Raw genomic sequence first — 12562 nt, 5'->3', positions numbered from 1 at the left:
CTTCCTTGCGCCGGTCCGGGGACGTCGCAGGAGGGGGGCGGAATCAGCGTCGGGGCGTGTATCGGCCCTTGGACTGGCTGAGGAAATGATACGTGTTGTTCTTCGAATCCACCTCGAAGCCGACGCCGGACTGTTCCATGCCGGGACGGGTCATGGTGACCCGCGCATCGGTGCGGGCACGGTTCTCCTTCGGGAACACGTCCAGGTGGTCGGTGCGGAACGTGGTCGGCACCACGCCCGGATCGGCCGGACTGTCGCCAGCGACATTGCCGCGCAGCTTCATCTCGTCGCCCTTGGCGCTGAGCCAGCCGGTCTCGGCGCGCAGGGTCCAGTGCTTGCCATCCTTGTCCGGCATCTCGAACAGTGGGGTGGCGATGTTGATGGTCTGGTCGCCGCGCTGCCGTTCCAGCCGCGGTGCGCGCAGGGTGGTCGATTCCTTGCCCTGCTCATCCAGTGCGACGATCTGGAAGTCGTGCAGGATGTAGTCCACGCCGGCGTCCTGGCCGGCAGTGGCCGGGCCCTTGTCACGGTTGCGCAGGGCGGCCCAGCTGCTGAGCAGGGCCGCCAGCAGCAGGCCGATGCCGAGCACGGTGCGCCAGTTCAGGGTGGGCAGGTTCATGCGCCGAACCTCGCCAGCACCGCGTCCACATGGCCCTGGGCGGCCAGCAGGATGTCGCACAGTTCACGGGCGGCGCCACGTCCGCCATCGGCGCGGGTCTGCCAGTGCACGCGCTCGGCGATCCACGGGTGGGCGTTGGCTGGCGCCACCGCCAGGCCGACCGCGCCCAGCGGCGCCAGGTCCGGCAGGTCGTCGCCCATGAAGGCCACCTGCTCCAGGCCGATGCCATGCTGCGCACACAGCGCCTGCACGCTGGCCAGCTTGTCGCCCACGGCGATCTGGGTGTCGATGCCGAGGTCGGCGCCGCGCTTGAGCGCGGACTGGCTGTTGCGCGCGGTGATCAGCACGGGGTGGATGCCGTGCTGCTGCAGCAGTTTCAGGCCCAGACCGTCCTGCACGAAGTACGCCTTGCTCTCGTTGCCGTCCTTGTCGTAGTACAGCCGACCGTCGGTGAGGGTACCGTCCACGTCGAAGCAGGCCAGGCGGACGCGGGCCGCAGCGGCATGCAGGTGGGCGGGGAACGCGGGCAGCGGGGACCAGGGCATCAGGCGATCAGGCTCGGTGGGGGCGTGTGGGGCATCACAGACTGAATGGGGTCTACGGACTGTCGGTTAAACCACCCGGGCCCGCAACAGGTCATGAATGTTCAGGGCGCCGACCGCACGGCCCTGGCCATCGACCACGATCAGGCCGTTGATTTTCTGGGTCTCCATCTGCCGCGCGGCCTCTACGGCCAGCTGGTCGGCACCGATGGTGCGCGGGTTGCGGGTCATCACATCGGCGATCTTCGCGGTGCGCACGTCCAGCGCGCTGTCCAGCGCCCGGCGCAGGTCGCCGTCCGTGAACAGGCCGATCAGCACGCCATCGGCGTCGACCACGGCGGTCATGCCGAGCCGCTTGCGGCTCATTTCCACCAGCGCCTCGCTGAGGCTGGCATCGGCGCCCACGCTGGGCAGGTCCTCGCCGGTGTGCATGACATCGGTGATGTGCAGCAGCAGGCGACGGCCGAGGCTGCCGGCCGGGTGCGAGCGGGCGAAGTCGTCGGCGGTGAAGCCGCGCGCGTCAAGCAGGGCTACGGCCAGCGCATCGCCCATCGCCAGCGAGGCGGTGGTGCTGGAGGTCGGCGCCAGCGCCAGCGGGCAGGCCTCGGCCGGCACGCTCACATCCAAGTGGATGTCGGCCGCCGTGGCCAGGCTCGACTGCGGGCGGCCGGTCATGGAAATCAGCACGTTGCCCTGGCGCTTGAGCACAGGCAGCAGCATCAGCACCTCATCGGACTCGCCCGAATAGGACAGGGCCAGTACCACGTCGGCTTCGGTGATCATGCCCAGGTCGCCGTGGCCGGCTTCGCCGGGATGCACGTAGAACGCCGGTGTGCCGGTGGAGGCCAGGGTGGCGGCGATCTTGCGGGCAATGTGGCCGGATTTGCCCATGCCGGTGGCGACCACCCGGCCGCGGCTGGCCAGGATCGCCTCGCAGGCCTGCTGGAAGGCCTCGCCAAGGCGGTCGGCGACGGCATCCAGCGCCTGCCGCTCGATCTCGAACACGCGGCGGCCACTGGCGACCAGGCCGGCAGGGTCGACGGAACGGGGGGGCAACAGGGATTCGGCCATGCGGACGCCACGCAGCGGAAGTAGAATGGAGGCACATTTTATTAGGAAAGCCCGTTGGACGCCGACACCATCCGCAATCTGATCGAAACCGGCCTGCCTGGCGCCCGCGCCGATGTGCAGGGTGATGATGGCGTGCATTTCGAAGCGACCGTGGTCTGCGAGGCGTTCGCCGGCAAGATGCCGCTGGCCCGCCACCGCATGGTCTATGCCACGCTGGGCGACCTGATGGGCGGCGCGATCCACGCGCTGGCGCTGAAAACCGTGACCCCGGCCGAAGCCGGCTGAACCGCAGAAGATCCCGAATACATGGCCAAGATCGTTGTGACCGGCGGCGCTGCGCTGCACGGTGAAGTGAGCATCTCCGGCGCCAAGAACGCCGTCCTCCCCATCCTCTGCGCGACCCTGCTGGCCGATGAGCCGGTGGAGATCACCAATGTGCCGCACCTGCACGACGTGGTCACCACGGTGAAGCTGCTGGGCGAGCTGGGTGCCAAGGTCACCATCGACCAGGGCACGCTGTCGCGTGGCAGTGCGATCGTGGTCGACCCGCGTTCGGTCAACCAGCACGTTGCGCCGTACGAGCTGGTCAAGACCATGCGCGCCTCGATCCTGGTGCTGGGCCCGCTGCTGGCCCGCTTCGGCGCGGCGGAAGTGTCGCTGCCCGGCGGCTGCGCGATCGGTTCGCGTCCGGTCGACCAGCACATCAAGGGCCTGCAGGCGCTGGGTGCCGAGATCGTGGTCGAGAACGGCTTCATCAAGGCCAGCGCCAAGCGGCTGAAGGGCGGCCATTTCACCTTCGACATGGTCAGCGTCACCGGCACCGAGAACGTGCTGATGGGCGCGGTGCTGGCCGAAGGTACCACCATCCTCGACAACTGCGCGATGGAACCGGAAGTGACCGATCTGGCGCATTGCCTGATCGCGCTGGGCGCGAAGATCGAAGGCCTGGGCACTGCCCGCCTGGTCATCGAAGGCGTCGAGCGCCTGTCCGGCGGCCGCCACGAAGTGCTGCCCGACCGCATCGAAACCGGTACCTTCCTGGTCGCTGCGGCGATGACCGGCGGCAAGGTCACGGTCAACCGTGCGCGCCCGAATACCATGGACGCGGTGCTGTCCAAGCTGGTCGAGGCCGGTGCGAAGATCGAGACCACCGAAGACACCATCACCCTGGACATGCAGGGCAAGCGGCCGAAGGCGGTCAACCTGACCACCGCGCCGTACCCCGCATTCCCGACCGACATGCAGGCGCAGTTCATGGCGCTCAACTGCGTGGCCGACGGCGTCGGCGTGATCAACGAAACGATCTTCGAGAACCGTTTCATGCACGTCAATGAACTGCTGCGCCTGGGCGCGGACATCCAGGTTGAAGGCCACACCGCCATCGTGCGTGGCAGCGAGACCCTGAGCGGTGCGCCGGTAATGGCCACCGACCTGCGTGCCTCGGCCTCGCTGATCCTGGCCGGCCTGATGGCCAGCGGCGAGACCACCATCGACCGCATCTATCACCTTGATCGTGGCTACGAGAACATCGAAGAGAAGCTGTCTTCGCTCGGCGCCACCATCCGGCGCGTGCCATGATCCTGCGCGGCAAGTTCAGCCCGCGCCGCAAGGCGCTGCTGGCCCTGGTGCTGATCGTGCTGGCGTGGCTGGGCTATGCCTGGTACGCCAACATCGCCATCACCCAGGGCATCGAGCAGAAGGACATGGACTGGAATGGCGACGGCACGGTCTCGCGTGACGAGATCATCGAATCGTTCTACGCGGTCGCGGTGAACGACAGCCAGGACGGCAACCGCCATTGCCGTACCTTCGTCTGGCGCAGCACCGGCGAACAGATCCGCGTGGACTGCCGCACCGAGTTCAAGCCGGCCGCGGCCGAGCAAAAGAAGTAAGAACAACGCCCGCGAAAGCGGGCGTTTTTTTACGGTAGATCCACGCCATGCGTGGATGAAGGCGCCGGGTCGCTGTCGGGGTCAGAGCCCTTCCCGTTGGGAAGGGATCCGACCCCGGGCGCTCAGTTCATCGCCTTGATGGTCAGGTCCAGCGCATCGCGGCCGCTCTCACGCTGCAGCATGCGCGCCGGCACCGGGAATTCCGGCACGATCCAGGCGATCAGCTCCTTGTTGCCGTCGGCACGCGAGACCTTGGTGGCCTCGTAGCTCTTGCCGCCCACGGTGATCGATTCCTTGCCGATCACGCGGTAGGTCATGTTCTTGATGCGGCCTTCGTCGACCATGCGATAGGTCAGCGGCTTGCCGGCGGCCAGGTCGCGGGCGATCGCCAGATTGATCAGCAGCGCGTCCATGTCGCCCGTCCTCAACGCGATGGGGCCCGCACGGTCCGGCTTGATGTCGCCGGTCCAGGTGGCCTGGTTGCTGGTCCAGTTGTAGTTGGCCTGCACATTGCGCTTCTTCACCAGCAGTGCCGAACGGTCCTGGCTGCTGAGCGGGCGCAGCTGGCCGCGCACCTCTTCGAACACGGTGCTCTGGCTCAGGTCGGCCAGCTGGTTCTTCACCTGCAGCGTGTAGCGCCACTTGTTGGCTCCCTCGCTGCTCAGCGTCATGCTGCCATTGGCCTGCATGCCCATGTAGCTGGCCAGGTAATCGGCCTTGAATGGCTGCAGGGCCATGGCCGGCAGGCTGGCCACCGACAGTGCGGCTGCAGCGATCCAGGTGAGGGGGCGGGTCAGGGTGCTCATGCTCAGACTCCTTGGTATTCGATCAGGCGCAGATCGACGCGGTCTTCGCCGTCTTCGCGTTGCAGGATGCGCACCGGGGTGGGGACACCGTTGGCGATCCAGAGGATGGTTTCGTTGTTGCCGCCGTTGGTCCGGTAGACCCGCAGCGCGTTGTAGGACAGGTCGCCGACCTCGACATTCTCGGTCTGCGGCGCGGCCTGGTAGTCGTGCTGGCGGGCCTTGCCCATGTCCACGTAGCGATAGTGCATGGTGGCGCCCGGGCGGGCATCACGCATGATCGCCAGATTGATCAGCAGCGCGCTCTGGTCGCCCGGCTGCAGCGCGATCGGTTGCGCACGTTCCTTCTTGACGTCGCCGCTCCACTGCGCGGTGCCGGCCTGCCAGTTGTACGTGCCGACCGCTTTCTTGCCCAGGAACAGGCCCTTGCGCACCGTGCTCTGGCTGAGCGGCGCATAGACGCCGCTGCGCTCTTCGAACACCGTGCTCTGCTCGATGTTCAGGCCCAGCACGCTGGCGAAGCCGCGGCGGCCGACCACCTGCATGTCCACCCGCCACTGGTTGCCGCCGGTGTGGGTGACCTGCATGCTGGCGTCGCCGGCCTCCTTGCCTTTGTAGAAGGCCTGGTAGGTCGCGGTGAACGGCTGCAGCGGCGGCGGCTCCCAGGCCAGCGCCGGCGGCATCGGCACGGCCGGTTCCGCAGGCGGTTGAACTGCAGGCGCCGGCTGCGCAGGGGCCGCAGGCGCTTGCACCTGGCCCCAACCCACGCCGGGAAGCACGACAAGCGACAGCAGCAATGAAGTGGACAGCAGGGTCGTGGTCTTCATGGAGGACAGGAGCTGCAGGAGGGGGGCAGGATGCCAGCCCCGCAGTCAGCGGGGCGTGTGCGTGGGCGTTACCGGTTCAGGTTCCCGGCGGAATCTAGGGCCAGTGGGCTAAACAGGGGGTGACCGTCCAGGTGCGGCTGCCCCTCCCGTTCAGTCAGGCGGCCGGCGCACAGCAGCTGGAGGGTGGCGATCAACAGGGGATGCTCCACCGCCAGCACGCGCGCGGCCAGGCTGTCGGCGTCATCGCCGGGCATCACCGGTACCCGTACCTGGGCCAGCACGGCGCCGGCATCCAGTTCGGGAACGACCAGATGCACGCTGGCCCCGTGCTCGGCATCGCCGGCGTCCAAAGCCCGCGCATGCGTATCCAACCCTTTGTGCAGTGGCAGCAGGGAGGGGTGGATGTTGACCAGGCGGCCATTGAAGCGCTGCACGAAGGCGGCGCCGAGAATGCGCATGTAGCCGGCGCAGACGATCCAGTCCGGCGCGGCCGCGGCCAGTGCATCGCCCAAGGCCTGCTCGTAGGCGGCGCGGTCGTCGAATTCCTTCGGCGCATGTGCCCAGCGCAGGCTGGCGCCGACCCGTTGCAGCGCGGCGGCGGCCGGGCGGTCGGAGAACACGCCGACGACCTCGGCGGGCAGGCGCCCGGCCGCGATGGCATCGAGGATGGCCTGCAGGTTGCTGCCGCGCCCAGAGGCGAGCACTGCGATGCGGGTGGGCGCGGTCATTGCGCGGCACTCCGGCGGATCAACGGCCAGCTCAGCAGGCTGCCCACGGTCGCCAGCAGCATGTCGGCATGGGCGTCCCACATGTCGCCCTGCTGCCCGTTGTAGGCCTCGGCGGCGTCCGGCGACAGGGCCAGCGCGATGGCCCACTCGAACCACTCGTAGACCAGGCTGGCGCACATCACTGCCATCACCGCCAGGGTGAAAGCCTGGCCGCGGCGCAGCGCCGGCCAGGCATGGCGTGCCAGCTGCAGCAGCGCAGGCGTGAAGCAGACGCCGAACAGGAAGTGGATAAGCCGGTCGAAATGATTACGCTGCCAGCCAAACGCCGCATTCGGCGACCAGCCGGTCAGCGCCTGCGCCCATGCGTCGTAGGGCACGTTCGAGTACAGCCAGCGCGCAGCCACGCAGTGCAGTGCAATGAAGCCGCAGATCGCGATGAAGGCACCGTTGCCCAGCCAGCCACCCCGGCGGTCGACCCATAGCAGTGCGGCCAGCCCGATCACGGTCAGGGTGCTGTGCAGGGCCTGCTCGGCGGGCCACAGCGGGTGGATCCAGCTGATCGCGAACACCGCCAGCACGGCGGCGAAGGCCAGCTTCTTGGGGCCCGTGAAACGGGAAGCGCCAGGCGAGGCGGTCGTGGAGAGGGCAGGCGCGGACATGGGGAGTCGATCAGGGGAGGGGGGCGTCTGCCGGCAAGCTCAGACGCTTAGATGGTCGCCACGGTCGAACAGTGCGGCCATGTCAGGCTTGGACAGGAACACCCAGGCATAGGCGGTCAGGGCCATGCCCAGCGGGCCAGCCAGTACCGCCAGCCAGGCCGCGCGCTGGCACCAGGCCAGCCCGGTGCGGCGCGACAGCAGGCGTGCGGTGCGCAGCTGCACGACGCCAAGCGCGGCAGCCAGCAGCGAAATGACCCCGTACACCGTGGCCAGTACCGCGCCATCGGCCAGCCCGCGTGAGCTGGCGACCAGGCCGATGAAACCGAGGAACGCCAGCGCGGCCATCCAGTGGAAAACCGCCAGCGCGTAGAACAGCACCTTCAGCGTCTGCAGGTGGCTGGCCAGCTGCAGCTGCGCCAGGGTCTGCTGTGGTAGCGGCGGTGGTGCGCCGGGTGTCGTCATGTCGTTGCACCCCTTGCATCGAAGGCGGCCTTGACCTGCGGGCGCAGCAGCGTAACCAGGGTGAATACCCCCAGAACGGTGCCCAGCGGCGCGCACAGGCAGAGCAGGCCGGCCACGATCAGGCACAGCAGGTGGCGACGACGCTGGGCCAGGCAGCGTCCGGCCTGGATGACGAATGCGGCCATGCCCAGGCCACCGGCGACGAACACGGTCCCCAGCACCGTGAACACCCAGCCGAACAGGCGCTGTTCGGCCGGCGACGAGGGCTGGCCCCCGGAGTTCATCGGCAGATGGCCGCTCAGCGCACTGATGCCGAGCACGATGTACAGAATGAAAAACAGCGAGAGCAGCGCGATCAGGCCACCGAACACATAGTGCGCGATGGACAGCGCGCGCAGGTGGTCGGCGTCCTGCCTGCTGAAGACCGGCACGGCCGCCAACGGCGGCGGTACCGGGGTGGGTGCCAGGGGGGGCGTTGCGTCCATGCGGGCTCCTCGGGGTCGGGTTCAGCCGATGCGGACGCGTTCGGCGCCTTCGGCGGTGACCACCTGGCCGATGGTCCAGTGGTCCAGGCCCTGGGCTTGGACCGCCTCGGACACGGCAGCGACCTGGTCCGCTGCCACGATCAGCACGAAGCCGATGCCGCAGTTGAAGGTGCGCCACATCTCGCTGTCGGCGACCGCGCCTTCCTTCTGCAGCCACTGGAACACTGGCGGCAGGGTCCAGGACGAGGCCTGGATGTCCAGGCCGAGGCCATCGGGCACCACGCGGATGATGTTCTCGGTCAGGCCGCCACCGGTGATGTGGGCCATGCCGTGGATGGCATCGCCGTGCGACTTCAGCAGCGACAGGATCGGCTTCACGTACAGGCGGGTCGGTGCCATCAGCGCGTCGACCAGCTTCACGCCACCTTCCAGTTCCAGATCGGCCGGGCGGCCGGCGCGGTCGTAGATGCGGCGCACCAGCGAGTAGCCGTTGGAATGCGGGCCGGACGAAGCGATGCCGATCAGCACGTCGCCGGCGGCCACGCTGGCGCCGTCCTTCAGCTCGCTCTTCTCGACCGCAGCCACCGTGAAGCCGGCCAGATCGTACTCGCCCGGGGCGTACATGTCGGGCATCTCAGCGGTTTCACCGCCGATCAGCGCGCAGCCGGCCTCGGTGCAGCCGTTGGCGATGCCGCCCACCACCGCCGCGGCGGTATCGATGTCCAGCTTGCCGGTGGCGAAGTAGTCCAGGAAGAACAGCGGCTCGGCGCCCTGCACCAGCACGTCGTTCACGCACATCGCGACCAGGTCGATGCCGATCGTATCGTGGCGGTTCAGCTGATGGGCCAGCTTCAGCTTGGTGCCCACGCCGTCGGTACCCGACACCAGCACCGGCTCGCGGTACTTGTTGGACAGGTCGAACAGGGCGCCGAAGCCGCCCAGACCGCCCATCACTTCCGGGCGGAAGCTGCGCTTGACCAGGGGCTTGATCCGCTCGACCAGCGCGTTGCCGGCGTCGATGTCGACACCCGCGTCACGGTAGGTGAGGGGGGAGGGGGCGGAAGACGGGGTGTTGGTCACGGGCGTCGGCGCTGGCAGGGGTTGAACGGGCGATTTTAACAGGCCGCATTGGCGCAAAGGCCGTATTCGGGCAACAATTCCCCCGGATTCGTCGAGCCAATGGATGTCCTGATGCGCCGCAGCCTGATTCTGACCCTGCTCCTTGCACTGAGCCTGCCGGTGGCCACGATGGCCCAGAGCGGCCTGCGCACCGAGGGAGATGTTGCCACCGCCTCGGGTGCGTACGAGGCCGAAGTGCCCGTCAACAGCCAGGCCGAAGCCGATCGCAACGGCGCCCTGGCCCGTGCCCTGAGCGTGGTGCTGGGCAAACTGTCGGGCGACCGCAACGTGATGTCCCGCCCCGGCGTGGTGCAGGCGCTGCGCAACGCCAAGGACTACGTGGCCAGCTACGACTACAAGCAGGACCAGAGCGTGGGCGCCAGCGGCGCGCCGAGCTTCAGGACCCTGCTGGTGGCCCGCTTCCGCGAGGATGACGTCGACTCGCTGGTCTCGGCGCTGGGCCTGCCGCTGTGGCCGCAGCCGCGGCCGAAACCGGTGGTGTGGTTGGCCGTCGACGACGGCAGTGGCCCGCGCCTGGTCAGCGTGCAGCAGGCCAACGCCGCCCGCCCGCTGCTGAACCGCGCCATCGAGCGGGGTTACAAGCTGGGCCTGCCCAGCGGCGGTGCCGCCGAACAGGCGCTGGCCGGTGCCATCTGGCGCCAGGACAGTGCCGCCGTGGCCCGCGCCTCGTCACGCTACTCGCCGCCGATGCAGCTGATCGGCAAGCTCTACCGCGCCAACGGCGGCTGGCAGGCGGACTGGGTGTTCGTCGACAACGGCCGCGAGCTGAACAAGTGGACCAGCAAGGACGCCAACGCCATGCGTGCGATGGCCGCCGGTGCCGATGGCGCCGCCGACGCGCTGGTCAAGCGCTATGCCAAGGCGGGTGCCGCCGTCGGTCAGGCCGGGACCTACCGCGTGGTGGTCACCGGCATCAACAGTGCCGACGACTACCTGCGCCTTGCCGCCGGCCTGCGCGAGGTGCCGGTGGTGCGCAACGTCACCCCGCTGCACGCTTCGGCCGGCCAGCTGGAGCTGAGCCTGGAGATGACCACCGGCCTGGCCGGCTTCAACCGCATGCTGGGCGACAATGGCGTGCTGGTGCCCAGCGCGACGCTGCCGGCCCTGCCGACCCCGATCGATGACACCACCGGTGCCCCGGTGGCCGCGCCGGTCAGCAACGAGTACCGCTTGCGATGACCCTGACCCCGGAAGCCGAAATCGCGCAGTTCCTGCGCCGCCTGAAGTACATCCTGTTCGCCGGCCTGGTCGGCTGGGTGGTGTGGCTGCTGGCACCGATCCTGACCCCGTTCGTGCTGGCGCTGGCGCTGGCGTGGCTGGGCGACCCGCTGGTGGACCGCATCGAGGCCACCGGCCGTTCGCGCATGACCGGCGTGGTGCTGGTGTTCGCGGCGATGGTGCTGGTGATCGTGGCGCTGCTGCTGGTGCTGGTGCCGATGATCGAGCGCCAGATCACCACCCTGATCGCGGTCGCGCCGCAGGCACAGGCGTGGCTGATGGAGAAGGGGATCCCCTGGTTCGAGCAGAAGACCGGCCTGGAAGTGATGCAGTGGCTGGATCCGGACCGCCTGATCGAATGGGTGCGCAGCCACTGGCAGCAGGCCGGCGGCTTCGCCACCACATTCATGGGCTACGTCTCGCGTTCGGGCTTTGCGATGGTGACCTGGGTGGTCAACATCCTGCTGCTGCCGATCCTGGCGTTCTACTTCCTGCGCGACTGGGACAAGCTGGTCGAGCGGGTGGCGTCGGTGATTCCGCGCAACCACATCGGCACCATCAGCGCGTTGGCGCGTGAGTCCAACGAGGTGCTGGGGGCGTTCATCCGCGGACAGTTCCTGGTGATGCTGGCGCTGGGCGTGATCTATGCCGGCGGTCTGTCGCTGGTCGGCCTCAAGCTGGGCCTGCTGATCGGCCTGATTGCCGGCCTCATCAGCTTCATCCCATACCTGGGCGCGACCACTGGCGTGCTGATGGCGGTGATCGCGGCACTGGTGCAGGCGCAGGGCTTCGACCTGAAGCTGCTGATCCTGGTGGGCGTGGTGTTCACCGTGGGCCAGCTGCTGGAAAGCTACGTGCTGACCCCGCGTATCGTCGGCGACAAGATCGGCCTGCACCCGGTGGCAGTGATCTTTGCGGTGATGGCCGGCGGCCAGCTGTTCGGCTTCCTCGGCATGCTGCTGGCGCTGCCGGTGGCGGCGGTGACCAACGTGCTGCTGCGCTATGCGCATCAGCGCTACCGCCAGAGCGAGCTGTACGTGGGCGAGAAGCCGGCGATCGTGCTTGATGGCGTAGTGGACGCCCCCCATATCATCGTTCCGAACGACAAGGGCCCCGAGCTGAAGTGATGGGTGTGCCGCAACTGCCGCTGGCCCTGCATTACCCGCGGGACCAGCGCCTGGAGACCTTCATCGGCGCGCCGGACGGCGCGCTGGCGCAGCTGCGCGCGATCGCGGTTGGTGCCAGCCACGACTGGGTCTACCTGGAAGGTGCGGCGGGAACCGGCAAGACCCACCAGGCGCTGGCGATGTGCTCCAGCGCCGAGCAGGCCGGGCGCCTGCCGACGTACGTGCCACTGGCCAGCGCAGCAGGCCGCGTCCGTGCAGCGCTGGATGGGCTGGACGCACGCGAACTGGTGGCGCTGGACGGGCTGGACGAGGTTGCCGGCAATCGCGAGGACGAGATCGCGCTGTTTGATTTCCACAACCGCGCGCGCGCTGCAGGTGTAACCGTGCTGTACACGGCGCAGAAGGCGCCGGGCGAGCTGGGCCTGGTGCTGCCGGACCTGCGTTCGCGCCTGGGCCAGTGCGTGCGCGTGCTGCTGCAGCCGCTGGATGAGGAAGGTCGTGCTGCGGTGCTGCGCGAGCGTGCACTGCGACGTGGCCTGGCCATCGACGAAGCGGCCATCGAATGGCTGCTGTCGCACACCGGCCGTGAGCTGGGTGGATTGATCACCCTGCTGGACTGGCTGGACCGCGAATCGCTGGCGGCGAAGCGGCGGATCACCGTGCCGTTCCTGCGCCAGGTGCTGGAAGAAGGCCGGCCTCGTTACTGAGGGTGGGGTTTGTTTGCAGGGCTGCGCCCTGCACCCGCGGTAGTGCCGGCCGCTGGCCGGCAGCTTCAACAGCAACGTCAAAAGCGGGCTATCCGTGGGATGGCGGGGTGGGGCCGGTTGCGGGGGACGCTGCAAGTACGTCCATGTAAGCTCGGTCGCCGCATCCATGCGGCTCACGCCCCCGCAACCGGACCCACCCCGCCTTCGACAGCTTCCCGCGATCTGCCGGGACTGCGTACTGCACTGCTGTTGGTGGGTGTCGACCTTGGTCGACACGTGTCT

Annotated in this window: 16 protein-coding genes; 6 read left to right on the top strand and 10 right to left on the bottom strand. The window is 68.3% G+C overall.

Annotated features, from left to right (window positions below):
- Positions 1-43: 43 nt before the first annotated feature.
- The 3 genes from lptC to AC10QF_RS12240 all read right to left on the bottom strand — a co-directional run bounded on the left by lptC (position 44) and on the right by AC10QF_RS12240 (position 2232).
- Positions 44-619, bottom strand: a complete 576-nt coding sequence (gene lptC / locus AC10QF_RS12250; protein WP_005415560.1) for an LPS export ABC transporter periplasmic protein LptC — start codon at positions 617-619, stop codon at positions 44-46.
- Positions 616-1164: a KdsC family phosphatase gene (locus tag AC10QF_RS12245; RefSeq protein WP_049415164.1), complete on the bottom strand. Its 549-nt coding sequence runs from the start codon at positions 1162-1164 to the stop codon at positions 616-618. The genes lptC and AC10QF_RS12245 overlap by 4 nt, the downstream gene beginning before the upstream one ends.
- 66 nt (positions 1165-1230) lie before the next feature.
- Complete coding sequence (locus AC10QF_RS12240; RefSeq protein ID WP_005415562.1) at positions 1231-2232, bottom strand: KpsF/GutQ family sugar-phosphate isomerase; 1002 nt, start codon at positions 2230-2232, stop codon at positions 1231-1233.
- A gap of 54 nt (positions 2233-2286) precedes the next feature.
- Here AC10QF_RS12240 and AC10QF_RS12235 point away from each other — a divergent pair, with 54 nt between their 5' ends.
- Genes AC10QF_RS12235 through AC10QF_RS12225 form a run of 3 tightly spaced genes read left to right on the top strand, consistent with a single transcriptional unit; the run spans position 2287 to position 4124 of the window.
- Positions 2287-2517 carry a BolA family protein gene (locus tag AC10QF_RS12235; protein ID WP_005408396.1) on the top strand — a complete coding sequence of 77 codons (231 nt, stop codon included), beginning with the start codon at positions 2287-2289 and terminating at the stop codon, positions 2515-2517.
- A 21-nt stretch (positions 2518-2538) separates the two neighbouring features.
- Positions 2539-3810, top strand: a complete 1272-nt coding sequence (gene murA, locus AC10QF_RS12230) for a UDP-N-acetylglucosamine 1-carboxyvinyltransferase (protein WP_329915652.1) — start codon at positions 2539-2541, stop codon at positions 3808-3810.
- Positions 3807-4124: a hypothetical protein gene (locus AC10QF_RS12225; protein ID WP_053500219.1), complete on the top strand. Its 318-nt coding sequence runs from the start codon at positions 3807-3809 to the stop codon at positions 4122-4124. The genes murA and AC10QF_RS12225 overlap by 4 nt, the downstream gene beginning before the upstream one ends.
- Positions 4125-4246: 122 nt before the next feature.
- Here AC10QF_RS12225 and AC10QF_RS12220 read toward each other — a convergent pair whose 3' ends face one another.
- From AC10QF_RS12220 to purM, 7 genes are all read right to left on the bottom strand, one after another.
- The gene (locus AC10QF_RS12220; protein WP_494542277.1) at positions 4247-4930 is read right to left on the bottom strand and encodes a DUF3108 domain-containing protein; all 684 of its coding nucleotides are present in this window, start codon (positions 4928-4930) and stop codon (positions 4247-4249) included.
- Between the two features lie 2 nt (positions 4931-4932).
- Complete coding sequence (locus tag AC10QF_RS12215; protein ID WP_494542276.1) at positions 4933-5754, bottom strand: DUF3108 domain-containing protein; 822 nt, start codon at positions 5752-5754, stop codon at positions 4933-4935.
- Positions 5755-5822: 68 nt separating this feature from the next.
- Positions 5823-6482, bottom strand: coding sequence for a phosphoribosylglycinamide formyltransferase (purN, locus tag AC10QF_RS12210; RefSeq protein ID WP_065185831.1), 660 nt, complete (start codon positions 6480-6482; stop codon positions 5823-5825).
- Positions 6479-7141: a DUF2238 domain-containing protein gene (locus tag AC10QF_RS12205; protein WP_111175585.1), complete on the bottom strand. Its 663-nt coding sequence runs from the start codon at positions 7139-7141 to the stop codon at positions 6479-6481. The genes purN and AC10QF_RS12205 overlap by 4 nt, the downstream gene beginning before the upstream one ends.
- Positions 7142-7180: 39 nt before the next feature.
- The gene (locus tag AC10QF_RS12200) at positions 7181-7603 is read right to left on the bottom strand and encodes a hypothetical protein (protein ID WP_494542275.1); all 423 of its coding nucleotides are present in this window, start codon (positions 7601-7603) and stop codon (positions 7181-7183) included.
- Entirely contained in the window at positions 7600-8088 is a 489-nt protein-coding gene (locus tag AC10QF_RS12195) for a hypothetical protein (RefSeq protein WP_005415570.1), read from the bottom strand. The genes AC10QF_RS12200 and AC10QF_RS12195 overlap by 4 nt, the downstream gene beginning before the upstream one ends.
- A 21-nt stretch (positions 8089-8109) precedes the next feature.
- Positions 8110-9168, bottom strand: coding sequence for a phosphoribosylformylglycinamidine cyclo-ligase (gene purM, locus AC10QF_RS12190; RefSeq protein ID WP_494542274.1), 1059 nt, complete (start codon positions 9166-9168; stop codon positions 8110-8112).
- A 99-nt stretch (positions 9169-9267) separates the two neighbouring features.
- Here purM and AC10QF_RS12185 point away from each other — a divergent pair, with 99 nt between their 5' ends.
- The 3 genes from AC10QF_RS12185 to hda are packed head-to-tail and all read left to right on the top strand — an operon-like array spanning position 9268 to position 12280.
- Complete coding sequence (locus tag AC10QF_RS12185) at positions 9268-10407, top strand: DUF2066 domain-containing protein (RefSeq protein ID WP_032953985.1); 1140 nt, start codon at positions 9268-9270, stop codon at positions 10405-10407.
- A complete protein-coding gene (locus AC10QF_RS12180) occupies positions 10404-11573 on the top strand; it encodes an AI-2E family transporter (protein WP_111175577.1) in 1170 nt (389 codons plus the stop codon). Before AC10QF_RS12185 ends, AC10QF_RS12180 begins: the two co-directional genes overlap by 4 nt.
- Positions 11573-12280: a DnaA regulatory inactivator Hda gene (gene hda / locus AC10QF_RS12175; protein ID WP_053500213.1), complete on the top strand. Its 708-nt coding sequence runs from the start codon at positions 11573-11575 to the stop codon at positions 12278-12280. Before AC10QF_RS12180 ends, hda begins: the two co-directional genes overlap by 1 nt.
- The last annotated feature ends 282 nt before the right edge of the window (positions 12281-12562 follow it).

The organism is Stenotrophomonas maltophilia complex sp. Om-AH-Sm3, from assembly GCF_059337855.1.
Note: the sequence above shows the minus strand (reverse complement) of the source record. Positions and strands in the feature narration are given on the sequence as shown.